The following is a 25,540-nucleotide window of genomic DNA, read 5'->3' as shown; positions in this document are numbered from 1 at the left end:
CGGTGCATGCGACAATACCCCTCGCAACAGGCGTCCAGTTGCCTGCTGCAGCAGCACTTCAGCTGGGGACAAAGGAAGCGTTTCCAAGCTCCCAACACGCAAACTATATCTGCCTACAACTGGCCAGGCACCCCACGGGTGCCATGACAGGCTGATACCCCGCGCCCAGGATTGGCGCAATTGATCACAATGACATTTGAAGAACTGAATCTGGCACCCGCCATTCTGAAGGCCGTACAAGAACAGGGTTATGAAAACCCGACTCCCATTCAGGCACAGGCCATTCCTCTGGTTCTCGCCGGGCACGATCTGCTGGCCGGCGCCCAGACCGGTACCGGCAAGACTGCCGCCTTCACGCTGCCCATGTTGCAGCGCCTGGCAAGCGGCACAGCGCCCAAAAACAAGTTTGGCGGCAAGGGCATCCGCACTCTGGTGCTGACCCCTACCCGCGAACTGGCGGCCCAGGTGGAAGAAAACCTGCGTAGCTACGCCAAATATCTGGACATTACCTCCACCGTGATTTTTGGCGGTGTCGGCATGAAGCCGCAGATCGCACGCATCGAAAAAGGCGTTGACGTTCTGGTTGCCACGCCAGGCCGTCTGCTGGACCTGGCTGGTCAGGGTTTCATGGACCTGTCCACCGTCGAGATGCTGATCCTGGACGAGGCCGACCGCATGCTGGACATGGGCTTCATCCATGACGTCAAGAAGGTTCTGGCTCTTGTGCCCAAGGACAAGCAAAGCCTGCTGTTCTCTGCCACCTTCAGCGATGAAATTCGCGAGCTGGCCAATGGTCTGCTGCGCAACCCCCAATCCATCCAGGTCACGCCGCGCAACACCACCGTGCAGCGTATCAAGCAGGTCATCCACCCCGTGGGGCGCGGCAAGAAAAAGCAGGTGCTGCTGCACATCATCCAGGAAAACAACTGGAGTCAGGTGCTGGTGTTCACCCGCACCAAGTTTGGCGCCAACAATGTGGCCGAGTACCTGACCAAGAACGGCGTTTCCGCCATGGCCTTGCACGGCAACAAGAGCCAGAGCGCCCGTACCCAGGCCTTGGAAGGCTTCAAGACAGGCGAACTGCGCGCGCTGGTGGCAACCGATATCGCGGCACGCGGCATCGACATTGATGAACTGCCCAACGTGGTGAACTACGAGATCCCCAATATCTCGGAAGACTATGTACACCGTATCGGCCGTACCGGCCGTGCCGGCCGCGAAGGCAACGCAGTCAGCCTGGTCTGCATGGACGAAGAAGGCTTCATGATGGATATCGAGCGCTTTACCAAGCAGGAGATTCCGGTACAGCCCATCGAAGGTTTTGGTCCTGAAGAAGGCGAAATCGCCGAGCCCATCGCCATGGGCCGACAGACCCTGTGGGGTGGCGCTGGCAAGCCTCCCAGCCGCGATGTAATGCAGGCAGCTGCCAAGGCAGCCCGCCAGGAAATGATGGAGCGCATCCGCTCCAACAAGACTCCCAATGGCAGCCGCGGTGGTCGCCGTCCTGCTGCAGATGCCCAACAAGGCGAAGCAGAAGGTGAAGCACAGCAACGCCCCGCACGCCAGCACAAGCCCCGCAGCAACAGCCGCGTCAACAGCCAGCGCGGCCAGGGTCAGCAAGCGGTGGAACGTGGCGAACGCAACTCCGATCGCAGCACCGAGCGCAGCAACTCGTTTGGCCAAAGCGACCGCGCTCCACGCCCCCAAGGCAATAGCGATCAACAGCGAGCCCCCAAACGCGGCGGCGCCCGCCAGTTCGGTGATCGTGAGCGCGGCAACCGCTACGACGACCAGCCCCCCCGTGCCGATGCGCACCTGGGTACGCAACAAGGCCACGCCCGCCACAACGGCGCGCGCGGCGGCAACGCTGGTGGCCAGCCAGATCCAATGCGCACCAGCGTGGACAGCATGGCCGACCGTGGTCGCCGTGGCGGCTTTGGCGGCGGTCGCGGTGGCTTTGGCGGAGGCAATCGCGGTGGCAACCGTGGGGGCTTTGGCGGCGGTTACGGCCGTTAATCCACGGCGTCTATGGCTGAAGGTGTAAAACTACCTTCAACCCAACCTCCCGAAGGGCTGCAATCTCCAATATTGCAGCCCTTCTGTTTTTTCCAACTGCAGCATCGCTGCGCGCTGACAGCCGACAGCCGACAGCAAGCCAGCCGACCTAATATGGGTTCCAGATGTGCGAAGCTCGAGCTTTCGCTCTTGGCATGTTCTTTTTATCTGCGTTGAACTTATGACATTTCTTACCAAGCCTGTTTTCTCTCATGCCAAGCGCACGCAGTCCGTCTGGACCCAAAGCATGCTCAAGCTGACGACAGTGGGCTCGGCAGTGCTGTTGACGGCCTGTGCCAATGTGCAGCTGCCGCCCTGGACTGGCATGTCAGGCCCGGCACCGGCCCCAACCCCTTCCGCAGCAAGTTCTCCTGCCGCCCCTTCGGTGATCAGCCAAGCGGTTGCCCCTACGCCACAGCTGACAGCCCTGCCCTATAACCCAGCCATCGAGTCTCGCTTTACCGACCCCACCACTCTTTATGACACACCGGGTCTGGGTAGCGGGCGACAACAGTTCAGCACGCAGACAGAAATTTCTGCATGGCTGCAATCAATGAGCAGCAAGGCCGGTAACGGCTCGCAACTGTCCACCGTCACTATCGGCACCTCTCAAAGAGGGCTGCCGATTCAAGCACTTATTGCGACTCAGGGCCAAAGCACCCAGGCAACAGCTATCAACAGCAGCGGCAAACCCACCGTGCTTTTGGTCGGCGGCCAGCGTGGCGACGAACCCGCCAGCACTGAGGCCCTGCTGGTCGTCGCACGCGAACTGAGCCAGGGCGGCCTGCTGGCGCCCTTGCTGCAGCAGACCAACATCATCATCGTACCCCGGGCCAATCCTGATGCGGCAGGCTCGGCCAGCCACGTCACAGCAGACGGCACAGACCTCGTTCACGATCATCTGCTGCTGAGCACTCCGGAAGCACAGGCCCTCGCCCGCCTGACCCGTAACTACCGGCCTGCAGCTGTGATTGATCTACGTGAATTTGCAGCAGCTGGCACGTTGCTGCAGAAATTTCAGGCCGTGCAGCGCTACGACGTACTGCTGCAACCCGCTGCCACGGCCAATGCACACGAATTTGTCAACAAGGCAGCGCGAGAGTGGTTCAGTCAACCCATACGCAACGCTCTCAAGCAGGCAGAGCTCAGCAATGAATGGTTTTTTCAGCCCAGCGCTCAGCCTGAGGACAAATCAATGTCCATGGCCGGTTTGACTGCCGACACTCTTGCCAACACCAGCAGTCTCAAAAACTCTGTCGCTCTGCTAATAGCCAGCCGCGGCTCCGATCTGGGGCGCCTGCACATTCAGCGCCGCGTGCACAGCCTGGTCACTGCGGCAACTGCAGCACTGCGAGCCACGGCCGAGAAATCAAAAAACCTGAAGCAGGTCGAATCCTTTGTGTCCCGCGACATTTCCGCTCTCGCTTGCCGCAACACCCTGACCATCCAGGCCAAACAAACACCTGAGCAGCGCACCATCCGCATGCTGCAGGCCGAATCCGGCCAGGAAATCGAAGCCCGTGTGGACTGGAATTCATCGCTGAACATAAAGCCCGAACAAAGCCGTCCCCGCCCATGCGGTTACTGGCTGTCGGCTGACTCAGGGCGAGCCGTCGACCGTTTGCGCCTGCAGGGGGTGCAAGTCATGCAGATTGCAGAATCTGGTCAGATGCTGGCAGAAAACTACACCCCATCCCGTACCGTCAGCAACACCCCTGTGCTGACACGTGGCGCCATTGAAGCGCCAATGGGCAGCTACTACATCACCCTCAACCAGGCAAAAGCGCATTTGGCGACTGCAGCCCTCGAGCCTGACACACCTTTCAGCTATGTAAGCAAAAGCCTGATTACTGCCCCCACGGACATTGCACGCGTCGTCGCCGCACCATCGGTCGTTTTTGAAGAAGAAATGGAATGAAAATATAGAGGCAAGATCGCAGAGTCTTAAGAGTGGCTAACACTACTTGGTCAGAGCCCCCGCAAAGCAGTTATGCTCGCTGCCCTCATGGCACGACGACCCGTAAGCAAAGAACTGTGGCGACAGCTACAACCCCTTATCCCAGCCTTCGTGCCTTCTGCCAAATGCGGTGCGCGCAAGCTCGCAGTCAGCGACGAAGCTGCCCTCAACGGCATCCTGTTCGTTCTGCAAACAGGTATCCCATGGGAAGAGCTTCCCTAATTCCTTGGTTACGGCAGCGGCATGACTTTCTGGCGGCGCTTGCGCGACTGGAATACCGCTGGCGTCTGGGAGCAGTTGCACCAGGCCATGCTGACTCGCTTACGTGAACATGACCAGATCGATTGGAGCCGGGCCAGCATTGATGGCTCCTCAGTACCAAGCCCCCGGGGGGCCAGGAAACGGGCCCTAACCCCACGGACAGAAGCAAGCTCGGTTCCAAGCGACACATCGTTGTAGATGCCAGAGGCATCCCGTTGGTGATCTTGGTCAGTGAGGCGGGGCGAACCGGCACGATTCCAAAATGTTCAAGAAGTGCGTGGACGCGATTCCTGCGATTGCAGGCTTGTCAGGGCGTCCCCGTAAAAGACCATCGAAACTGCACGCTGACAAAGGCTACGAATTCAAGCGATGCCGAGACCACCTAAGGCAGCGGGGCATCATCGGCCGGATTGCTAGGCGAGGCGTTGAGAGTAGCGAGCGACTGGGCAAGCATCGCTGGGTGGTGGAGCGGACGCACAGCTGGTTTGCAAGTTTTGGCAAGCTGCGAATCCGTTTTGAAAGACGACTGGATATCCACGAGGCGCTGCTGAAACTGGTAGCAGCGATCATCTGTGCGCGCTTCGTGGATCGGTGGTGTTAGCCACTCTAAATGCACTCTGCAGCACACTGCTGATGCAGAAGCAAAAAGCCCATTCATGCAATTGCATGAATGGGCTTTTTCTTCGCTTGGCCTGCCCGACAGGGATCGAACCTGTGACCCACAGCTTAGAAGGCTGTTGCTCTATCCAACTGAGCTACGGGCAGATGATTGTTTTCACTAGGTTTTTTCGCTGTGGACTCAACCTAGATTTGCGGAGCGCTCCGCATTGGTCATTTCTCGTTTGATATGACCGGTCGTTATTATGCCTCGGTTCGGGCCGCCTTCGGTACAACGTTTGGCAGGTATGCATCCACCGCCAAAAGGGTCACAGGAGGGTTGATGGTGATCAATTGATATACTGTATGTATGTACAGTCACCGACTATTGAGCGGCATGCCCGTCCAACTCACTGCCTCCCCAGTTGCTTTGCCTCTGGCAGATTGCAGCGTGCGCGCAGGCTTCCCCTCTCCAGCCGAGGACTTCTCTGGCAAGCGGCTTGATATCGCCGAGTTGCTAGTCGAGCACCCACAGGCCACATTCCTGCTTCGCGTGGCCGGGCCGTCCATGCGCGAATACGGCATTGATGATGGCGACATGATCGTGGTCGATCGTGCGCTGCGCCCCCGCCATGGGAGCATCGTCGTGGCTGTCATTGACAGTGACTTCACTGTCAAAGTGCTGCATACCGCCAGCGGCTCCTGCAAACTCAGGGCCGGCAACCCCACCTATCCCGACATCGTGCCCAAAGAGGGGCAGACTCTGGAAATCTGGGGCGTCGTCACCAGTTGCATCAAGCGCTTTGCAAGGTGAACACATGCACATTCCCGCCAAACGACGGCCAGAGTTTGAAGCGGCCCGCGTATACGAGTACCCCGAGCACCTGCTCGCCTCGCTAGAGGGCGTGCCAGCTGCACCGGGCGTCTATATTTTTCATGCCGCTGAAGGCGAGTTGCCGCTGTACATCGGAAAAAGCATCAACCTGCGCGCCAGGCTGCTCTCGCACTTTCGCACTGAAGATGAGGCCCGAATGCTGCGCCAGGCAGCGCGCATCAGCTTCATACGCACTGCCGGCGAAATCGGGGCCCTGCTGCTGGAAGCGCAACTCATTAAGCAGCAGCAACCGTTGTTTAATCAGAAGTTGCGCCGCAACCGACAACTGTGCGCGCTGCAGCTGGCCGGCGATCAGCCGCAAGTCATCTACTCCCGAGACATCGACTTTGCCAGCACACCCGACATTTTTGGTCTGTATGCAAGCCGTCATTCAGCCCTTGAGGCGCTGCGTGATCTAGCCGACCAGCACAAGCTTTGCTATGGCGCGCTGGGCCTGGAAAAGCTGACTAAAGGCCGCGCCTGCTTTCGCAGCATGGTGCGCCAATGCGCCGGTGTCTGCCACGGCGCAGAAACCTCAGAGCAGCATCGGGCCCGGCTCATCGAAGCCCTTGAAGGCCTGCGCGTGGTGACCTGGCCCTTTGCTGGAGCCGTAGGCATCGAGGAAAAGTGCGAGGACATGCGGCAGATCCATGTCATCCACAACTGGTGCTACCTGGGCAGCGCCCCAACCGTGCAAGCCGCGCGCAAGCTCAGCAGCGTGGCCGCAGGCTTCGATGCGGATGGCTACAAGATCCTGTGCCGCCCCATCCTCGGCGGCGGCGCCAAGATCATCCCCTTGTAGGGGGAGCAAATGTTTGCGCTCATCGACGGCAACAACTTCTACGTCAGCTGCGAGCGGGCTTTCCGGCCCGCTTTACAAGGCATTCCTGTTTGCGTCCTGAGCAATAACGACGGCTGCGCCATCTCACGCTCCGACGAGGCCAAGGCCCTGGGCGTGAAGATGGGCCAGCCGTTTTTTCAGTTGCGCGATCTGGTCGAGCACAAGGGTCTGGTCTGCCTCTCACCAAACTTTGAGCTGTACGGCGACATGAGCGACCGCATGATGTCGCTGGCTGCCGGCCTGGGCCCCACCCAGGAGATCTACAGCATTGACGAGTCATTCATTGGAGATCTGGACGGCGTGCGTGATCTGACCAGGCGCGCCTTTGCCATTCGCGCACGCATCCTGAAATGGACCGGCATCCCCACTTGCGTGGGCCTCGCCCCCACCAAGACCCTGGCCAAGCTCTGCAACCATGTTGCCAAGGACTCGGAGCGCAAGCCGGGCAGCTACCCCGCCGAGCTGCAGCGGGTCTGCAACTGGGCCGAGCTGACCGAGCAGCTGCGCATCGATATCCTCGGCCGCACCGCCGCCGGCGAGATCTGGGGCGTGGGCCGGCGTATCTCGGCCCAACTGGCCGAGCAAGGCGTGCTGACTGCATTGGACTTGGCCAGGCTGCCTGCACAAGCCGCGCGCGACGGCTGGAGCGTCGTGCTGGAGCGCACCGTGCGCGAGCTGCAGGGCGTGAGCTGCATAAGCCTGGAGACGGCCCCTGTCGCCAAAAAGCAGATTGCGTGCACCCGCAGCTTCGGCCACCCCATCACCACCCTCCCCCCATTGATTGAAGCCGTGAGCGAATTTGCAACCAGGGCTGCAGAAAAGCTGCGCGCTGGCGGCTTGCGCGCAGGTGCCCTGCATGTTTTCGCGCACACATCGCCATTCAGGCCCGGCCCCAGGTTCTACAAAACGGCCTTGATTCAGCTGCAGCCTCCCTCATCCGACACCAAGGCCCTCGTGAACGCAGCAGTGCGCGGCTTGCGCATGATTTATGAGCCCGGCTACCAGCTCTCAAAGGCCGGCGTGATGCTGCAAGACCTGTGCCCTGCAGATGTGCAGCAAGGCGACTTGCTCTTTCAGGAACCGGTCCGCGACCAGAGCAAGCTGATGGAAGCCATGGACAAGGTCAACAAGCGCTTCGGCAAGGGCACGGTGCATGTCGCCAGCACCGGCGTGCCCGAGCAGGACGAGAGCGGCTGGCGCATGCGCCAAGAACTCCGCACGCCACGCTACACCACCAAGATTGACGACATACCGATTGCGAGGGCCTGATGAGACGAACCGATGCGCAACAGGCCATTCTGGGCCACTGGGTCAACTGGCAAGACAGGCTGTCCGACGCCGACATGCACCCGCACCCCGGTACCGCCATGCACCTTTTCTATGAGTACCTGCAGGCCAAGCACCCCGCCTGCTTGGACTTCGCCAGCCATTCCCCCTATCTGCAAATGCGGCAGTGGCTTGCAGAAGATTGCGAGCCCTAAAATAAATAAACAAAATTGCTTGCATTTGCTAAGCATTTTTGTTTATACTTTCACCATCGCAACAAAAGAAAGGTGGTCGTGAAAATCAGCGAATTCAAGCGGTGGCTTGAAGCGCAGGGGGTCAAAGTCGAGAACGGTACGAATCACTGGAGGCTGTACCACAACGGCAACACAAGCACCCTGCCAAGGCACCCAAGTAAAGAGCTGAAGGAAGGCACAAGACGCGCAATCCTGAAGCAACTAGGAATCAACTAAGGAGGCAGGCCCCAAGGGGCCTAGCCTGAATTCCTGAGCTTCACGACCACTAGATGGGGAACAACATGCAAAAGTATCCTGCCCGCTTCGATCCCGCCGACGAAGGGGGCTACACCGTCACGTTTCGGGATATTCCCGAAGCAATCACCCAGGGCGATGACCTGGCAGAGGCTGAATCTATGGCGCGTGACGCACTGGTCACGGCCATGGAGTTCTATTTCGAGGCAGGCCGCGCCGTGCCCGCGCCCAGCAAGGCAGAAAAGGGCGAGCGCCTGGTGGAGCTGCCCGCCAGTGTCGCCGTCAAGGTGGCGCTGCTGAATGCCCGTCTTGCCACAGGTGCCAGGCCCGCCGACGTGGCCCGCGCCATGGGCGTGAAACCCCAAGAAATGACCCGCGTTTTTGACCTGGGCCATGCCACCAAGATCGACACCGTTGCGGCCGCGCTGGCTGCCATGGGCTACGAGCTGGAATTGACCGTGCGCCCGATCAAGTAACGCGCCGGCCTGCTACTGCAGGCGCTGGATCAAATCTCTATCGACCTGCACCTGTCCTTTCAGGGCGCTGACCTGGGCGTCTCGGCGCTCGACCAGTCCGACAAGCTGGCCAACCACGCCCGCGCCTCCAGCAGCAAGGGCTGCGAGTCGCTGGTGCTGATCTGCGAGATCTCGGCAGGCAGCGGCGTCACCGGCAAGCTGGGCGTTGCGGGTGGCCGCGCTCCTGATGTCGTGCTGCAGGCCTGCAATGCGGGCAGCATCAGCAGTGCGCCCAGCCTCCAGGCGGGCCATTTCTTGCGCGTAGTCATGGGTGTTTTCCTGTTGGGCAGCGCCGTGATCGACCACGGCCTCTGCTTTCTTTTCTGTAGCTGCTTGCGCTTGTTGAGCCTGCGTTGCAGCCGCATTTGCACGTGAAGTCTCGACCTTGGCCAGCCGCTGGGTCTGCACAGCCAGCAGCAGGGCAAGGGCCAGGGCCAGCCACGGCCAGATACGGGAGGCGCCTGTCATGCCAGCCCCCGCTCGCACAGCTGCCGCTCGGCAGCGCGGCGCTTGACCAGGCCGGGCAGCTCCTTGCCGCCAGCGTAAGTCCAGCGGCTCAGCTCGGCACAGGCCCCGTCAATGTCGCCGGCATTGGCCTTGCGCACCAGGGTGCTGCGGCAAAAGGCGTCATCCCCCACGTTGAAGGCGAAGCTCAGGAAGGCCGCGCGCTGGCCGTCGGTCAGCGGCGCACGCACGCAGCTCAGGGCATCGGCGTGCTTGGCCAAGTCCTTGTAAAGCATCTCCTCACACTGCTCACGGGTGAAGGTCTGCCCATCGCGCAGCTCGGGGCCGGTATGCCCGGTGCAACTGGTCAACACGTTGACCGGGTCGCGGTAGCTGCGCAGCACAGTGCCCTCGTACTTCTGCACCAGGGGCACGGCCAATGCCACGGCAGCGCCGCCGATTGCGGCAGAGAGTTTTGCTTTCCAGTTCATCGATTCACCCCCGCTTTGACAGCAGACCAAAAGCCAACACATGCCCCGCCAAACATGACGATTACCGTCAACGGCTTTGCCACCTTAGCCACCCAGTTCAGCACCTTGAATGCGCCTTTCATGGCGGTAAAGAACTCCAGCATTTCCGCCAGTTGCTGCTTGAGCTCCTGCAGCTCCTGGCGCTCCTCCTGTAGCCCCTGGGCTACTGTCTTCAAGTCGCGCTCAATGGCGGCCATGCGTTCACTCCCCTTGTCAAAACGTTCATTGATCTGCTGGCGCGTCACCGCCGGCAGCTCATCGCCAAAGTCGTCCATTCCCTCTCCTTTCGGTTGTCGGATTTCGCTTTCAGACCTCAATCAGCACATAAGTCATTTCTGGGGCAGTGCCCGTTACCTCCCCCCCTTGCACATACACACGTGAACTGTTTGCCTTACCCAGCGGGTTGCGCACGCGCAGCAGGCCTGCGGCGCCTTCGAGCGCGACCAGCGCAGTGCCGTCGGCAAACACGGCGCTGATCTGCCCGGTCATCACGGGGTCGTCGGGCAGCAGGGCCTTGAGGCGCTTGTAGAGGTTGGTTGTCATGCCGCGACCCTTTCGATAGTGACCTGCTGGCGCACGCGGGGCATGGATGCGCTGACGCTGACGCCGCGCACCAGGCCGCGCCAGGTGCCGTCGGTGTCGGCCACCTCCAGCAGTTGGCCGGGGTTCAAGATGCCGGGGTTGGTGCCGCCAGTGAGCACGGGCATGCTGATGCTGTGCTGCAGCTTGTTGCCGCTGGCAGCCAGCGCCCAGCTGCCGCGCATGCGGGCGGCGTCGGCGTGGGTAATCAGATCGTCCTGAATCTGCGGGGCCAGCTTGTCGCGCGCGCTGAGGCTGCGCACCACATGGCCCAGCACGCCGCCCACGCTGCCGCCGGCGACATAGATGGCGTTGTATTCGGCACGCGGATCGGGGCGCAGCTCGTCGGTCACGATGACGGCCGCAGGCATTTGCACATCGGGCACGGCCGCGCCCCACTCCCACGGCAGCACCGGGTAGCGCGGCGCGACGATGAGCTGCTCTGCCGTGCGGTGGCTGCGCACCACGGCATTGACCGAATCGGCCATGCGCAGCACGGCCTGCAGCGGCGTGCCCTGAAAACTCCAGGCGCCGGCGGGAACCTGCCAGTCGGGAATCTGCCAGTCCAGATCCACGCCACTGAATTCCAGCGCACTCACCGCGAGCTGCTGCGCCGTTGCCGTCGAGGTGGAGAGCCATGCCTGCTTGGGCATATAGGGGTTGCCCAGCATGGCCGTTACGCTGATGCCCTGCACGGCCACGCGGCGGCGGTCAAACGAACGGCTTCGCGCCGTGCTGGTCACGGCAAAGACAAACTGCATGCCATCGATGCCGACCTGCAGCCGCTGCGGCAACCCGCCCACGGGCGCGAGCTGGTCGAGCAGATGCTCTGGGCCGTTGGCCGACAGGCTCCAGCAATAGCTGTCGTCGCTGGCGGCAATGGAAACGTCAGTGAGCACTACGGGCTCAAGGCTCGGCAGCAAATGCGCCGTGAGGTGGTGGACTTGCATATAGACGGGCAGCAGTGGAATGACGAACTGGGGCTGCGGCTCTGGCCCCACGGCCTTGCAGCACATGAACAGCAGATCTGCCGAAGCGGCCCAAGATCTGCAGAACAGCAAACGGATGGGGCCACCGACCAATTGCTCGTAGCAGCCGGGCTTCTCTGGCTCTGGCGGTTTGGTCTTCGACTTGCCCGCTGACGGCTTCATGGCCTGCTGGTAACGGCCCTTAAAGCCCCGGTACAGCGGCACCGATGGGCCTGCGCCCGTGGTGAGCAGGTACTGCAGGCCCATCGCATCCTGGGCCGTTGCCTCGACCATGCGCCGACGGTCGCGCAGGCTTTCCTGAAACCGCACGACCAAACCGGCCCGAACGGGTGCAGCATCCTGGGCCGTGGCCTGCAGGTTCACGCGTAGGCCCTGGGCCTCTTGCCACCGAGCTTGGGTTGATGCGCCAGGCAGCGCCCACGCCTGCTGAAACCGCCCCTGCACGTGCACCCCTTGCCGCTGGCCATCCTGCCAAGCCAGGCCGAACTGCTCTTGCAAAGGCATGGCGTCCTGCGCGGTCGACACCCAGCCCGCAGGCAGTGCATCCGTGTCTTGCCAGCCCGAGACCCAACCTTGCGCCAAAGACTGCGCCTGCTGGGCGCTCGCGGCCACCTCAGCCACCACGGGCCGGGGCGTGTCGGTGTTGTAGCGCACCACCGCGCTACAGCGTAGACCGGGCATGCGGCCCGCAGCGACCAGATCCTTGCGCACATGCACCAGGGATCTAACCCGCAGACCCGGCATGCGCGCGGCAATGGCCAGGGTCTTATCGGGCACCTGCCCACCGCCGCCATCGTCGCCAAACACCAGCTCGACCGGGTTTCCGGTCTTGAGGGTGCGGTTAAAGATCAGGTCGACAGCGGCCATCAGTCAATCCTTGTCTCGCCCAGGATGGCCTTGCCGCCCGCGTAGAGCTGGGTACCGGTGCTGCCCAGCAGCTTGAAGTGCCCAGCGCCCGCCTCATCCGTGACCAGGCCGCGCCCGATCAGCTTGCCGTCGCTGGTGCTCCAAACGCCGATGGCAGCCTGACCGCTCGCCAGAATCATGTCGCCGCTGCCGCTGGCCTGGGTCAGCACCAGGTAGCCCGCCTCGGTGATCTGGCCGCAGGGCTTGGTCAGCGTCAGCGTGACCAGCAGCTGCTCTGCCGCGTCATAGAGGGCAATGGTCGAAGCGCCAGGGCCGGAGTCTGCAAAGCTGGCCGTGGCCTGCAGGCGGGCCAGAGCATGGGCTGCCGAGATCTCGAATGCGGGTGAATCACTCATGCGACCTCCGCCAGCTGGTTATTGGCGACGGTCGAGTACTCCTGCTGCTCGTGGTCCCAGGCGATCACATCCCACTCGTAACGCGTGGAGATCTCGCGGAACTCATAGGTGCCATCGGCCTTGCTCCAGGTCTCGCGGGCCAAGTAGCCATCCACGCTGCGATGCAGGCGCACGCGCCGGCGCAGCGGCATATTGGCAGGAGTCTCTTTGCGCGAGACCGTGCCGTAAATGCGGCCCTGCCCGCCGCACTCCACGTCGATCAGCTTGGACGCGCGGTAGCGGGCCATGCTCTGCAAGCCCTGCTGCGGCGGCACTGTGTTGCTGGGCGACGTAGAAAGCTTGAAAGACCCGATCCGGGAAACAAACGGCGCATGTGTGGAGGAAGGTGCCCAGATACGCACCCGCGCCAGGAACCCGGATTCCGCCGAGGCCGTCCAGGCAACACCATAGGCATCCACGGCTGCAGCCTCCATGGCAAGGGCCACAAAGGTAAAGCTCTTGACGGAGCCATTTTTGTTCCTGGCATAGAGCACGCGCGCATTGTTGCCGGTGCCTGCGATGTAGAACTGCCCGTCGCCCGAAAGCGCAATATTGCGCCACTCCGACGCTGCTGCCTGCGTGTCGCGGCTCCAAGAGAGGCCGCCGTCCCAGCTGACATAGATCCATCCTGCACGCGCGCAGACCGCCAATGCAGTGCCGTTTCTGGAAACAGCGCAGCGCGTCAGAGGTGCCGACGGAACCCCCGCGACCTCGGCCCAGGTTGCGCCCCCATCGAAGCTGATCGATGGCGAGCTGTTTGCAGCGGTCGCAAGCACGATATCGCCCAAGGCCGAAACGCTGACCCCCAGCCAGGCCTTTGCACCGGCCCCTGCGCATATAGCCCAAGTCGCGCCCCCATCGGTCGAGCGCCACAGGCCACCGCCAGCGGTGCCATCTGCAGCCAGCAGCGTGCTGCCATCCCCTGAGACAGCACAGGATTCCCAGCCACGCGAACCCGCACCGTCCACAGCAGTGAACGAGGCTCCGGCATTGGTGCTCAGATAGAGCGGCCCGCCATAGTTCGAGAAAAGGATGACGCCGCCGTCATCGGAGACTGCCGCACGCGAATACTGTAAACCCGGTGCGCCCGATGGCCGCGACCATGTGACGCCGAAGTCCTTGGACAGGTACGGCGACTGGGCATGCGGAGCGCATGCCACGACCCCGCCATAGGCAGAAACGCCGGCCCCATAGATGCCGCCTGACGGCCCCGCAGTGAGGCTGCTCAGATCGGCGCTGATCTTCTCGACGTCTGGGGGTGTGCTTTCCCCTGCACTCAGTGCCCCGGCCACCCAGATCGGGCCGCCCCGGTAAATCGAGTCTGCGCCTGCAGCCGTCAACATATAGGCACACGGCCAGCGGGTCGCATCCGGCCCCCGGAACCGAAAGTCAAACAGCTCTACAGCGCTTGCAAAGCCCAGCTCAATATAAAAACCGGGCTGGCGCACCGCCGCGCCCGAAAACACGACCTCGGCAGTCGCCCCCGAGCTCAGCTCATTGAGCGAGCCCGAGACCGGGGCCACGCTGGCCTGGATCGATGTGGGCACGACATCGCCCGCCGCTGCCCAGCCAACGAGCTGCTGCAGGGCCAGATCCGCCCCCAGCGTGTCCAGGCCGCACAAACGCCAGACCAGGCTTTTCATGGCTGCCTCCAGGGGCCGGTGACATCCAGGAACGCCACACCTTGATTGCCTGTATTGGGTGTTCCGATCTGCACCGTCAGCAGCTGTTTCCCGGCAAAAGTCCCTTGCCCTTTGCTGATGGCTACGTCAGAGCCGTAGCCCGCCAGCACCCCAGACTGCGGGCTGTGATAGGCACCGGGCATGTTTCCGCGAGGGCCTGCCGCAGCTCCCAGCCCATCTAAAAGGAGGATGTTTGAAAGGTGCAATCCGTTGTCGACCGCCGACGGGAAAGTCCCCAGAGTGCCGTCATTGCCGGATGCGCTCGAAACCGAACCAAACACCTTGCGATAACTCTGCACGGCTCCGCCCATGCCATGAGCCATCCGCTTGAGCGATAAGCCAGAACTGCCGGCTGTGCTGAACACGCAGCCGGTAACACTGGTATAGGCAGTGGAGTCGGCCCCCGTCAGAACTCCGGCCCAGGCGTCCCCACTGCGATAGCTGTTGAGATCACCCATGTACTGCGACAGCAGCGCCACATTGCCGCTGGCGGCCTGAGAGCTTGCGTTGTTGGGAGCCACCAAGAAGTAAAAGCCGCGTGCGTCTCCAGCGAGCACCCAGTAACTGGCAGTTGCTCCGGTCGCCCGCTTGTGCCAATAAAAGCCGCCCGAGATGGTCAGCGGCGCTGGCCCGACGCCGCTGTCCACATCCGTCATGGACTCGTACATCTGCACTCGGGCGTACTGCGCATTGGTATCGTCCACGCGGTAATAGGTACGGGTCGAGGCTGGGTCGGTCGGACGGTACACGGCCACATTGGTTTTGCTGAAAACCTTCTCCCAGCCCAGCGGAGCCATCTTGAAGCTGATGGAGCCCGTGACAGCGCCGTCCGGCAGGTCGGTCTTGAACTCGACCCAGCCATTGGCGACAGCTGTCACCTTCTGCTCGCCGTTGAGCGATGCCGGCGTTGCACCAGACACCGCAATGACGGCGTGTGCCTCTGCCGCACTCTTGCCGCTGGCAAAGTTCAGGCGGCAGACGCCGCCGCTGATGACCGCCGAATCCACGGCCTTTGCGCCCCAGCCATTGACCAGGAACGCATCGAGCGCGCCGATCAGGGAGCCGACCGTGCCGCCGATGGCCGGTGCCCCGGTCATGGAGCTGTATGCGTGCTTGACGCTGGTATCTACAGGGGATGCCATATCTCTCTCCGCTCTCTTGAGTTCTTCAGTTGGACTGCGGGCGGTTCACATCGCCGCGCGCCAGGATGGAAAAGCTGTGCTCGATGCCGGTCTCGGGGCCGGGCTGGATGGTGCGCACGACCCAGAACGGGTAGATAGCGCCCACGGTGTTGATGCGCAGAATGTTTCCTACGGCCCAGCCGCTGCCCCAGCCCAGCGGCTGGATCGTGAAATAAGGCTTGCCCGTGGCAGGGTTGAGCGGCGAGCAAACGGTGTTGATGTCACCGGTAGCGATCACACCCACATGCTCGCCAATCACCCGAAACTGACTGGTCGACGTGAACTCCAGCACCCAGCGCTCGGTGCTGCCGCCGGCGTTGGTGATCTCGATAGGCGATACGCTCTGGTCATACTTGGCGGCAATGGCAGGCCCCGTGGGCGCATCGGCCCAGGCCTTGTCGACCCAGCTCTGCTGCACAAAATCCAGACTGACGCGGGCGCGGCGGTCGCTGGCCTGCAGGGCGCTGGAGACATAGGTGCCATCCTTGGGGTAGTCATGGGTGAGCGCCCGGTTGAAGGTGATCTCGCCCGAGATCTGCACATCGGTGGCAACAGCCATGTCCTCGATGCGATCCTCAATCGTCACCGGCATGGTCATGGCGGACACATCGGTAAAGGTGACCATGCCAGCCTCCAGGTCGACGGAATAGCCGGTGTTCAGGGTCTTGCCGTTCGCATCACGCACCACTACGCGAGACAGGCGCACACGGGCCAGATTGATGGTCTGGTTGTTGCTCACGTTGAGCTGGGCGCTGGTCTTGGTGTGGCCCACCACGCACAGCGAGCCAGGCCGGAAGATGGGCACCTTGCCGTCGCTCGGCAGGCGCACCGGGTCGATGCCGATGATGTCTGCATTCATGGGCAGATAGGCATAGGCCACCGCCGTGTAGCGCAAGGCGCTGGCGACCACGGGCTGGGGCTTGAAGATACTGCCGTCCGGCTGGACATTGGCCGCGTCATACCAGGGCTCGGACTCATTGCCTGCAGCCACGACCAGGACTCCAAAGCCCAGGCGCACCAGGCCGGTTTCATAGTCCACCGTGCCGACCACGCCGGGGGCCGTGATGGTGCCGTCAATGCCAGCGCTGACGTTCTGCGAGCCACCCGAAGCCCTTGGCACTTGCACAGTGAGGGAGCCAGGACGCAGCGGCGCTGCAGCCGTGCGGAACACATAGGCGCTTGAGATGGCATCGCCCAGCGTGGTGATGCAGCCTGCACGGCGCAGTGTGTTCGCATTGCTAGGCGTCCACGAGGTCAGGCCCACACGTCCCGTAGCGTAGTTGATGCTGCCCCGCGTCACAAAGCCGCCCGAGGTCAGCACCCGCAGCACGCCCCTGCCGTCATCGCTCCAGGGCTGACCGCTGGAGGGCATTAGCAGCACGGAGCCAGGAACGACCGGAGCCTGCACGCCCGTGACCAGGTCAAACTCAGGTGCAAACGTGACCTGCAGCGTGCGGCGCGTTGCGCTGCCCGTGGTGCGAAAGCGGATCTTGACGTAGCCGCTTTCGTCATTGGGGTAGATCGAGGGAGCATTCAGGTACTCAATGCCCTCATAGTTGAGGCGGTACTGGGCAACCTCGCCATTGAAGCCACCACCGCTGACCTGGCTGGACGAGTAGACCGGCTTGGGAATCTTGATGACGACATCGGGATTGAAGTCCACCGCGCCCGTGCTGTAGTTGACCGTGCCGACCTGCACACCATTCATCACCAGCTTGCCAGCGCCGTCATCACGGGCGATCTGGGTCGGGTCGACCAGGGTCACACCCATCTCGCGGAGCTGGTCGCGGGTGTAGAGGCCGAGCACACTCTGGTCGGTCAAGGTGTTCCATTCGACCTCGACCGTATAGGGCACCAGCGCACCCTGGCCGGCAGAGACCGCCAGGCGGCCCTGGCCGTTGCGGGAGGGATGTGCCAGATTGACCTCAACCGCCGGGGCCGTGTCGACCGTGACATCGAGCACCGTGCCCACGGCGGGCAGCAGCTTGGGCGCAAACAGCACCTCGGAGCGACCGACACGCACCTCGCCCGTGGCGTCCCCCTGGAGCTGCCAAGCTGCAGTGGCCGTAGCGGTGCGCTGGTTCGTGCCATCCATCCACTTGATATCAAAAGCGCCGGGATAGAGCGCCTGGCCCGCCGGCAGCTGCAGTGCAATGGTCTGGCTGATAAGCAGATCAACGGCAGGCTGCACGGTTTCCTGCGTGGGCACGCCCCAGTGCTGGACGATGGAGCTGCCCACATCGGGCAGAGCCCCCAGCGTGACGACAAAGCTGCCGGTCTCGGCGCTATAGGTGCCCGCGCCATAGCTGGAGTCGGTACCGCGCAGGGTGCCATCGCCCGAGTCCGAGAGCACATACCAGCGGCCCTGCGCACGGTAGCTAAAGGACAGAGTCCCGCGCGCCGGCAGCGGCGTGATAAAGCCCGTGTAGCTCTGGCTGCGGTTCTCTGCCGTGATGCGGATCTCGCTGGACTGCGGCACGCGCTGCATATAGGCCGCAGGCCGGTAGCTGATGGTCTTGGTGCCGTCATAGCTTCCCGAGCTGGAAGTAACAATGCCGTTCGCATAGTCCACCAGGCCGATTTGCTGAGTGCCCGACATCAGAATGCCGCCCTTGTCGGTCAGGGTCACTCCTCCCACCACGATGGAGAGCGATCCAGGCAGGCAGCCACCGGGCAGGGCCAGGCTGGTGGTGGTGTTCCAGGTCTGCGCTGTGTTGAAGGTCACGGCCTCGGCCGCAGAGACCGGAAAGCCTGCCGCCGCATAAGGAATGGTCGCGGGGATGGGCGTCTCGCTCTGGGCCGAGGGCACGATCTGGGTCATGATCGTCTTGGCAATGATGGTGAAATCGCCCAGGGCTGCAGCCTTCTGCAAAGACGTGACGCCCACATAGCTGCCCGCATCAGCCACCACCGTATCGCGCAAGCGCGCGCTGTTGAGCAGGCGTGTGAACTGACGGCTGGCTGGGGAGCCGGTGAATCCGTATCGCAGCGCATCCGAGATCTCGACAGTGACAATCACCGCCTTGTAGTCTTTGTCTGTGTCGTAGGTGAAAGTCAGCTCTTTGCTGGTCACGCGAATGGCGCGGACATACTGCATCTGCTCGTTGACCAGCCCCTCATTGCCGACCAGCACCAGGGTCTTGCCCACAGCGGGCAGCTCGGTGCCAGGGCGCTGGAAAATCTGGATGACGCGCTGACCCTGGATGTGATCCTCATAGAGATAGCCCGCCCACTCGGCACCCTTGTTCAAGTAAGCCTCCAGCCGGGCCTGTGCCTGGGCACGGGTGTCATAGACGCCGCCCGTGGCAAACAGGGTGATGGACACATTCGGATCTTCGGGCGGCTTTGCCACGATGACATTGCTGCCCTGATAGGTGTCGCGGTCTTCGGTGTCCACTGTCACATGCACTTGGCGCATGTTGTCTCGGCCACCAGCACGATCCATCTGTGAGATGTCCGGCATGATCGCGTTTTCTTCTCCGTCCTCGATTACGACGTTAGACGGGCCGCCACCGCCCTCGGGCACGTCGTCCATGACGCGGCTGGCACGCAGCTGGATGTCGCCTTGCAAAATGGGCATTGTTCTTCTCGCTTAAACAGTGATCAGCCGCAGCGTGGCGACATAGGGATGGGTTGCGGCGGGCAGCTCGGGCCGAGAGATGGGCGCGGCGGCAATCGGGTCGTCTGCCGCAAACTGCACGGTGAATTCACGGCCGTCAGCCAGGCGCAGCGGGTACTGCGCGCCTGGAACATCAACCAGGGCCTGCACGGCAAGCAGCGTTGCGCGGCGAATCCAGCCCTGATCCTCCGCAGCCTGCAGGGTGATGGGGCGGCCCTCGATGCGGGCAGCGGCATCGATGATCTGGGCGCCTGTAATGCTGCGGTCGACCGTCTTCTGCACGGCAGACCAGTTGAACTCGTCCACCCACAACATGCCGCGCGGCAGCTCGATGCCCGCGAGAAAATGACCAGCCATCAGTGAACACCCCCAGTCAAATTGGCATCACGCTCCAGCGCCGCCATCAGCTGCTGCATCTCAGAGCTGCCTGCCGCATCCGTGCCCACGTTGTATTGGCGGCCGCCAATCACAACCTCATGCCTGTGGGTGATGACGGATTGGGAAGGCGTAGGAGCCGGTACGGCTGTCGGCGCCTGAGGCGCTGGGCTGGGTGTGCTTGGCTTACGCTCCGTCTCCCGCTTTGGACGGGCATTGGCAGCGGCCTGCTGCAGGTCGATAGCCCTGCCCGCCTGCGTGACCGCAAACTGGGTCAAGTCATACTGATAGTTGCCCAGGGCCCCGCTGCTCTTGACCGTGAACGGGTTGTCCTGCGCATACTGAGTCTGCCATTGCTTCCACCAGGCATCGAGCTCCTGGCGGGTCTGGAATTGCGGCACGAGACTCAAAGGCCCGGTGTTCTGCTGCATGACGCTTGGCGAGCCTTTGATGTTGGCGTTGCGCACAGCCAGCGAGCCGCCTGCCAACACATCCATTGGCGTAAGACCATTGCCCAATGCCTGCCGCTCATCGGCTGTCGGGGGGCGCCCCAGAAGCTCCTCGAAAGACTTGTTTCTAATCGAGCCTCCGCCTGTGCCGTATCCACCAGGCCGATCATCACCATGGCGGTCGTTAAATCTCTCTAGCTCTTTGCCTGCACCACGCACCGACTTGGTGAGGTCGTTGAAACCAGTTGTCATCGATGCCGTGGCTCTGCGTGTGGCACGGTCGGTATTAACGATGGCTTTGCCAGCCTCATCCAACTCCACCACGTAGCCCTTGACAGCAGCCTGGGTCTTGAGCCATTCAGGCGCAATCCCGCCATTGGCTGCAATCACCTTGTCAGCCATCGCTTTCCATGCCTCGGCAATGCGCATAGGCGGCTGCTGACCATCTTTTTCCAGCTGATCAAACGCCGCACGCGCCTGGGTAGCCATGCGTTGCAAGTCCTCATTGGTAGTCATGCCCAGGTCTTTGTAGGCTTGCTCCAACAGCGCAGTGGACTTGGCTGCATCCTCTGCAGTACCCGCAGCTGCTCGCTGGGCCTTGGCAATTTCCTGCAGCTTGCGACCGGCGGCGTCCAGATTCCCGCTGGCAATCAGTTGCTGATATTCGACCTTGAGCTGCCTGAGGTTTTCGGCCGCAATACGGTCGGCCTCTGCCTTGGCGGCAGTGTCCCTGGCCGCCTTGGCTGCAGCCTTGCCAGTGGCTTCGATGCCAGCAGCCACCGCCTCTATGGCGGGAGCTGCAGCTTCAGCAGACTTGCCGGCCGCCTCAACTGTCCCGGTCAACCCATCCCATGCATCGCGCGCCGTCTGGGCGCCATCGGCCATACCCTGCAAGGACTCTGCAGCCTTGGCCTTGAGGGCATCAGCCGAGGCGGCAAAGGCGCCGGCCATCTCCTCGGCATCAGCCGCAGCCAGACGAAAGCTCTCGCTCAGGCCCCCAAAGGTGACGGATGCCAGGCCGCTGCGCAGCTGGGCCACGCCCTCCATCACCTTGGAAGCAATCTGCGCAAACGCCGCGCCCAGGCCGTAGATGGCAGTGAGAACGCCATTGACGCCCGCCGTCATCACGCCCCAGGCGAGCTGCACCGTGTTGCCTGCATTGGTGGCGTACTGGCCGATGCGCTGCAGCGTCTCGCCCGCCTCGCTGGCAAAGACCTGCAGGCGCAGAACCACGGCGTCAAAATTGACGTTGGCTGCAAATGCACGGAAGAACTTGAGGCCGTTCTCAAAGGCCGTTGCCAGAGCCTGGCCGAAGCGCTCCACCAGACCGTTATCGACCGCCTTGCGCAGCGCGCCGGTCAGCTCGTCCACGCCTTTGCGCACCACGGGCAGCACGGGCTTGCCCAGAACCTGGGTCACGGTCTCCCACATGCTGCTCAGACCCTTGAGCGAGCCGTTGAGGTTGTCGGCCATGGTCTTGGCCGTGGCCTCGGCACTGCCACCCGCCTCACGTAGCTTGCCCGTCAGCTCATCCAGCGCGCCCATGCCCTGGTTGAGCAAAGCGCGCAGCGCGGGCCCGGCCTCCAGACCCACGGCATTGATGGCGCGCTCGCCGTCCTGGCCCTTGGCGGCCAGCTGGTGCAAGGCTTCCTCAAAGTTGGTGGTGACGATGCCAGCTGCGCCCAGCTCCTTGCGGAAGCTGGAGAGCGGGTTGGCAAACTGACTCATGATGGAGTTCAGAGCCGTACCCGCGCGGCTGGCGTCAATGCCCGCATCGGCAAACTTGCCGATGATGGCCACCGTGCTCTCCAGGCTCACGCCCAGGGTGTTAGCAACGGGCGCGGCATAGCTCAGCGCCTGGGCCAGCCCTTCCACGCTGGTGTTGGTGGCGTTGGCCCCCTTGGCCAGCACATCGGCCACACGGCCGGCATCGTTAAAGGCCAGGCCCATGCCCATCACGGCCTTGGTCACGTACTCGCTGGATTTGCCCAGCTCGATATCACCCGCCTGGGCCAAGGCCAGCACGGCGGGCAGCGCCTTGACGGAGTCGCCCGCACTCAGGCCCGCCTTGGCCAGGTTCTCCAGCGCGCCAGCCGCCTGCACCGAGGTGTACTTGGTATTGCTGCCCGCTGCCTGTGCGGCCTTGGTCAGCTCGGCCATTTCTGCGGCCGAGCCTTCGGTGGCGGCCTTGACCCGGCTCATGGCCGCTTCAAAGTCTGCGGCGCTCTGCACCACGCCCGCAAACGCCTTGATGCCGAAGTAGCCGGCAACCGTTGCGCCCAGCAGCTTCACATTGCGCCCAAGGCGGCTCAGCACCGCAGACGCATCGTCCTTGGCGTTGATCACAATCTGAATGGGCTTGAAGGCCATGGCGTCTCGTCTTGAAAGAAAGTAGTTGCTTCGGTTTGCGCTGCAGCCGGCGCTTGCGGGCCGCAGTGCAAACCGCCCCGGCAAGCCGGGAGGTCTGGATAAAGGCGTCAGGGAATCAGCGCTGCACGGCCGTCCACATAGACGGCTTCGCCGTTGTCGGGCTTGAGCACTTCCACATCGAAGCCGAACTGGCTGTAATCGGTGCCGTCCTGGATCAACGGCAGCTCGCCCGTGGGCGACAGCGCCACGCTGGGGAACCACCAGTCACGATTGGTGCCGTGGGCGTTGTCGGCAATCAGCTGCAGCGCCCCCTTCAGATCCGCGCCGTTGCCGGACTTGATGCGTTCCCAGCTGGTCTCGGCCGCGGTGTAGCCCACCAGCACCTCGGTGGCCGCATCAATCTCGCCGCCCTCTGCGATCTGCAGCAGGCCCAGGTCGGCGTCCACCGTGTAATCGGTGCCCTCTGCAAAGGTCGTCGTGCCGTCCTTGCTTTTGACGGTGACGGCGCTCAGCTTGCGTGCGCCGGTCGAGGCAGCTGCTGTCACGCCCAGGCGGTAGATGCCGCCTGGCTCCACCGTGTGCGCCTCGTCCGTCACTGTGGCTGTGGCTTGGGTGTGCGTTTCTGCCGTGCCGGACAGAAACATGCGCAGATTGCTGCCGCTGATGTTGTCGGTGGTGATGGCCGCCTTGCGGGTGATCTCGATCAGAACTTCCTCGTCCTTCTCGCGCAGGCCGCCCTGCGAGCTGTAATGCGGGGCCTTGTCGCCCTCCACGCTCAAAGAGAACGCGGGGCAGTTGCCGAACTGGCGGCCGCCCAGCAGACGGCCCGCCGCATCGAACGGATAGAAAACAAGGCGTCCACGCGGAATCTGGTATTCCTTCTTGACGCGGGGCAATGCAGCCATGGCTAGCTCCTATGAAAGATTGAACGGCGCCGGCCTCAGGCGTCCAGCGACTCGAAAACAGACACGGTGGTGAACTCCACCGCGTAACCGACCAGGCCGGCGTCCACAAACTCGGCCTCGCGCACGCCGGCGGCGCGCAACTCGGACCAGGCCCGCCCGCCGGGCACCGCAGGCCGCCAGCCGTGCAGGCAGCCCACCACTTCTTCCATGGCGGCATCCAGCTCGGCGGCAGCCGTGTCGCTGCGCCGGGCCACCAGCACGCAGGACCAGCGCGGCTCCAGCTGGGCGGCCTCGCGCGACACATCGCCCAGGCCGGCGCCGGACATGCGCACCTCAATGGCTGGCACCTGCGTGCGGTCGCACAGCTGCGAGGCACCGCGCACCTGCCAAGCGGCCAGTGCACTGCGCCCTGCCAGGCGCGACTTGATGATTTGCTCCAGCAACAACATGGCGGTCAGTTCAGAAAGACGATGGGGAACACGGCCCAGCCGCTGGCGTCTTGCACCACCGGCCCGGTGACCTGGCAGGGCTGGCCGCCCAGCAGCAGGCCAGTGCTGCCCTCGGCAATGCCGGGGGCCTCACCCACCGGCATGGCCACGGTGTGGCGCTCTGCGGTGGCCGCATCGGCCAGAAAGCCTTCCAGCGGCGTGCGGTTGAACACCACGCCAAAGGGCTTGCCGCCCTGCCAGCTGGCCGTGGCGTTGGCCAGCAACTCGCTCACGCCCTGGTTGATCAGCGCATCCACCTGCGCAAAAGGTGCAGTACTTGCAAACATGCTCAGGCCTTGCGCTTGGCGCGCTGCAACATGCCGGGGCGGGTGCACATGAACAGCGGGTAGCTGCGCACCTCGGGGCGCACCCACTCCTGGCGGTCCTTGTCCGTCACCACCATGGCGTATACGTCCTGGCCGGGCGTGTTGACGAAGGGGAAGGACTCGGCCGGCGAGAAGCCGACGCGAAACGCATCCGGCGCGCCCACGGGGAAGAACTGGCACTTGTCCGGGTGCACGGCCACGGTGCTGTTGTCGTCCGTGCCGCGGTAGTTGATGAACTGGATATTGCCGTAGCGAAACGAGCCGAACACCTGGCCCACATCGTTGCGCAGGTCGCGTGCCTCCTGCTGGTTCAGGTAGGTGCCGCGCGTTTCGGCATTGCCCGTCAGGTCGTCGAAGAAGTTGTCGCCGCACAGGCCCACGGCATAGGTCTGGCCGGGCAGCCAAGCGCCATGGCTGGCGCGCATCATGTCGCGGATGAGCGCATTGCACTGCTTGCGGATCTCGCCGCCTTCGGCCGTGGCGTTGGCCAGGTCGAAGTTGATCTCGGCAGGCTGGGCAATACCGAACTCTTCATACCAGTCCACCAGCACAGTGCCGTCGGCGTCCAGCACCTTGCCCTGCACGGCGCCCAGACGCATGTGTTCGTGCGTCAGCTCCACGGCGGCGCGCAGGCCGGTCTTGCCGTTCATGATGTCGGCCAGCTCGTTCTGCACGGCCTGCAGCTCGCTGACGGAGCCAAAGGCGCGAATGTTCTGCACCGACGACGCATACAGCGTCTTGCCGCGCGCAATGCGCAGGGTATCGAAGTGGCGCATGCGGCGGCTTTCGCCCTTGCCTTCTTCAATGGGTGCGCCGCGCGGGCTGGTCTTGATAAGGGACAGCACGCCGCCCTTTTCCTCGATCGCCACGGTGGTGGTGCGCGAGCGCTCGGTCGTGAAAATGCCCAGTTGCCCCAGCAGCTGCGGCACATAGGGCGCGGCCTGGATGGCGGTGGACATCGAGGTCATGCTGAATGCCTCGTGCGCAAAGATATTGAGATCGGCCATATCGGTAGTCCTTTTTCTCGCGCGGCTTCAGCGCGCAACAATGCCCACGGCGGCCAGTTGGGCCAGGGCAGCAGTTTTCTGGGGTTCGGTCGTGCCTGCGGGCCAGGCCAGCGCATGGGCGGCCACTTCGGCGTCGCGGGCGGTAATCACGCCGGGCTTTTCAGCGGCGGTGGTGTGCACCGCGGCAAACAGCACGGCCACGGCGGTTTGACTGCCGTCGGGCGTGCCGCCTTCGCCGCTGCCATTGCCGGGGTCTACGGCTACGTATTTGCCGGTGGCAGTGACCTTGCCCAGCACAGCGCCGGGCAGCAGGTTTTGCCCCTGCGCGATAGTGACGACTTCGCGCGAGCGGGTGCCGTTGGACTCGCTGACCAGATAGCAGGCCGTGCCCGGGCCGAGTTCTTGCACTTGCATGGTGTGTGCTCCTATGGGTGGGGGTTG

At 63.0% G+C, this 25,540-nt stretch carries 24 protein-coding genes, 1 tRNA gene and 1 pseudogene; 9 read left to right on the top strand and 17 right to left on the bottom strand.

Annotated elements, in window-relative coordinates; translation table 11 throughout:
* Window positions 1-189 precede the first annotated feature (189 nt).
* From MPZ60_RS08300 to MPZ60_RS08290, 3 genes and pseudogenes are all read left to right on the top strand, one after another.
* Window positions 190-2,016, top strand: coding sequence for a DEAD/DEAH box helicase (locus MPZ60_RS08300; RefSeq protein WP_034359203.1), 1,827 nt, complete (start codon window positions 190-192; stop codon window positions 2,014-2,016).
* Window positions 2,017-2,236: 220 nt separating this feature from the next.
* Window positions 2,237-3,973, top strand: a complete 1,737-nt coding sequence (locus MPZ60_RS08295; RefSeq protein WP_034359201.1) for a M14 family zinc carboxypeptidase — start codon at window positions 2,237-2,239, stop codon at window positions 3,971-3,973.
* 87 nt (window positions 3,974-4,060) lie between these two features.
* A pseudogene (locus tag MPZ60_RS08290) lies at window positions 4,061-4,874 on the top strand (IS5 family transposase).
* Between the two features lie 87 nt (window positions 4,875-4,961).
* On the opposite strand, the gene MPZ60_RS08285 reads toward MPZ60_RS08290, so the two are convergent.
* A tRNA-Arg gene (locus MPZ60_RS08285) sits at window positions 4,962-5,038 on the bottom strand.
* A gap of 229 nt (window positions 5,039-5,267) precedes the next feature.
* On the opposite strand from MPZ60_RS08285, the gene MPZ60_RS08280 reads away from it, so the two are divergent.
* The 6 genes from MPZ60_RS08280 (at window position 5,268) to MPZ60_RS08255 (ending at window position 8,815) form a co-directional block, all read left to right on the top strand.
* Entirely contained in the window at window positions 5,268-5,684 is a 417-nt protein-coding gene (locus MPZ60_RS08280; RefSeq protein ID WP_242881844.1) for a LexA family transcriptional regulator, read from the top strand.
* Between the two features lie 4 nt (window positions 5,685-5,688).
* Window positions 5,689-6,546 carry an excinuclease Cho gene (gene cho / locus MPZ60_RS08275; protein WP_242881846.1) on the top strand — a complete coding sequence of 286 codons (858 nt, stop codon included), beginning with the start codon at window positions 5,689-5,691 and terminating at the stop codon, window positions 6,544-6,546.
* A gap of 9 nt (window positions 6,547-6,555) precedes the next feature.
* Complete coding sequence (locus tag MPZ60_RS08270) at window positions 6,556-7,854, top strand: Y-family DNA polymerase (protein WP_242881847.1); 1,299 nt, start codon at window positions 6,556-6,558, stop codon at window positions 7,852-7,854.
* Entirely contained in the window at window positions 7,854-8,066 is a 213-nt protein-coding gene (locus MPZ60_RS08265) for a hypothetical protein (protein WP_242881848.1), read from the top strand. The genes MPZ60_RS08270 and MPZ60_RS08265 overlap by 1 nt, the downstream gene beginning before the upstream one ends.
* A gap of 72 nt (window positions 8,067-8,138) precedes the next feature.
* Window positions 8,139-8,321: a type II toxin-antitoxin system HicA family toxin gene (locus MPZ60_RS08260; protein ID WP_370689378.1), complete on the top strand. Its 183-nt coding sequence runs from the start codon at window positions 8,139-8,141 to the stop codon at window positions 8,319-8,321.
* A gap of 65 nt (window positions 8,322-8,386) precedes the next feature.
* Entirely contained in the window at window positions 8,387-8,815 is a 429-nt protein-coding gene (locus MPZ60_RS08255) for a type II toxin-antitoxin system HicB family antitoxin (protein ID WP_242881850.1), read from the top strand.
* 12 nt (window positions 8,816-8,827) lie between these two features.
* Here the strand turns inward: MPZ60_RS08255 and MPZ60_RS08250 are convergent, their stop codons facing one another.
* The 16 genes from MPZ60_RS08250 to MPZ60_RS08175 form a co-directional block, all read right to left on the bottom strand.
* On the bottom strand, window positions 8,828-9,322 hold the full coding sequence (locus MPZ60_RS08250; RefSeq protein WP_242881851.1) for a hypothetical protein: 495 nt from the start codon (window positions 9,320-9,322) through the stop codon (window positions 8,828-8,830).
* A complete protein-coding gene (locus tag MPZ60_RS08245; RefSeq protein WP_242881852.1) occupies window positions 9,319-9,789 on the bottom strand; it encodes a lysozyme in 471 nt (156 codons plus the stop codon). Before MPZ60_RS08245 ends, MPZ60_RS08250 begins: the two co-directional genes overlap by 4 nt.
* The gene (locus MPZ60_RS08240) at window positions 9,786-10,103 is read right to left on the bottom strand and encodes a hypothetical protein (RefSeq protein WP_242881853.1); all 318 of its coding nucleotides are present in this window, start codon (window positions 10,101-10,103) and stop codon (window positions 9,786-9,788) included. The genes MPZ60_RS08245 and MPZ60_RS08240 overlap by 4 nt, the downstream gene beginning before the upstream one ends.
* A gap of 31 nt (window positions 10,104-10,134) precedes the next feature.
* Window positions 10,135-10,371 (bottom strand): hypothetical protein, encoded by a 237-nt coding sequence (locus tag MPZ60_RS08235; protein ID WP_242881854.1) that lies wholly within the window; start codon window positions 10,369-10,371, stop codon window positions 10,135-10,137.
* Window positions 10,368-12,263: a hypothetical protein gene (locus MPZ60_RS08230; RefSeq protein WP_242881855.1), complete on the bottom strand. Its 1,896-nt coding sequence runs from the start codon at window positions 12,261-12,263 to the stop codon at window positions 10,368-10,370. Before MPZ60_RS08230 ends, MPZ60_RS08235 begins: the two co-directional genes overlap by 4 nt.
* Window positions 12,263-12,658, bottom strand: a complete 396-nt coding sequence (locus MPZ60_RS08225; protein WP_242881856.1) for a hypothetical protein — start codon at window positions 12,656-12,658, stop codon at window positions 12,263-12,265. Before MPZ60_RS08225 ends, MPZ60_RS08230 begins: the two co-directional genes overlap by 1 nt.
* On the bottom strand, window positions 12,655-14,340 hold the full coding sequence (locus MPZ60_RS08220; RefSeq protein ID WP_242881857.1) for a sialidase family protein: 1,686 nt from the start codon (window positions 14,338-14,340) through the stop codon (window positions 12,655-12,657). The genes MPZ60_RS08225 and MPZ60_RS08220 overlap by 4 nt, the downstream gene beginning before the upstream one ends.
* Entirely contained in the window at window positions 14,337-15,521 is a 1,185-nt protein-coding gene (locus tag MPZ60_RS08215) for a hypothetical protein (RefSeq protein WP_242881858.1), read from the bottom strand. Before MPZ60_RS08215 ends, MPZ60_RS08220 begins: the two co-directional genes overlap by 4 nt.
* A 25-nt stretch (window positions 15,522-15,546) precedes the next feature.
* On the bottom strand, window positions 15,547-19,140 hold the full coding sequence (locus MPZ60_RS08210; protein ID WP_242881859.1) for a hypothetical protein: 3,594 nt from the start codon (window positions 19,138-19,140) through the stop codon (window positions 15,547-15,549).
* Between the two features lie 12 nt (window positions 19,141-19,152).
* Window positions 19,153-19,536 carry a hypothetical protein gene (locus MPZ60_RS08205; RefSeq protein WP_242881860.1) on the bottom strand — a complete coding sequence of 128 codons (384 nt, stop codon included), beginning with the start codon at window positions 19,534-19,536 and terminating at the stop codon, window positions 19,153-19,155.
* Window positions 19,536-22,373 (bottom strand): phage tail tape measure protein, encoded by a 2,838-nt coding sequence (locus MPZ60_RS08200; protein WP_242881861.1) that lies wholly within the window; start codon window positions 22,371-22,373, stop codon window positions 19,536-19,538. Before MPZ60_RS08200 ends, MPZ60_RS08205 begins: the two co-directional genes overlap by 1 nt.
* 107 nt (window positions 22,374-22,480) lie before the next feature.
* Window positions 22,481-23,278, bottom strand: coding sequence for a hypothetical protein (locus MPZ60_RS08195; RefSeq protein WP_242881862.1), 798 nt, complete (start codon window positions 23,276-23,278; stop codon window positions 22,481-22,483).
* Window positions 23,279-23,313: 35 nt separating this feature from the next.
* Window positions 23,314-23,727, bottom strand: coding sequence for a hypothetical protein (locus tag MPZ60_RS08190; protein ID WP_242881863.1), 414 nt, complete (start codon window positions 23,725-23,727; stop codon window positions 23,314-23,316).
* 5 nt (window positions 23,728-23,732) lie between these two features.
* The gene (locus MPZ60_RS08185) at window positions 23,733-24,053 is read right to left on the bottom strand and encodes a hypothetical protein (protein WP_242881864.1); all 321 of its coding nucleotides are present in this window, start codon (window positions 24,051-24,053) and stop codon (window positions 23,733-23,735) included.
* A gap of 2 nt (window positions 24,054-24,055) precedes the next feature.
* Window positions 24,056-25,099, bottom strand: coding sequence for a major capsid protein (locus tag MPZ60_RS08180; RefSeq protein WP_043005033.1), 1,044 nt, complete (start codon window positions 25,097-25,099; stop codon window positions 24,056-24,058).
* Between the two features lie 27 nt (window positions 25,100-25,126).
* A complete protein-coding gene (locus MPZ60_RS08175) occupies window positions 25,127-25,513 on the bottom strand; it encodes a head decoration protein (RefSeq protein WP_242881865.1) in 387 nt (128 codons plus the stop codon).
* Window positions 25,514-25,540 lie beyond the last annotated feature (27 nt).

It is taken from the genome of Comamonas sp. 7D-2 (genome assembly GCF_022749555.1).
GTDB classification, from domain to species: domain Bacteria; phylum Pseudomonadota; class Gammaproteobacteria; order Burkholderiales; family Burkholderiaceae_C; genus Comamonas; species Comamonas thiooxydans.
This window is presented reverse-complemented; position numbering and strand designations above follow the sequence as displayed.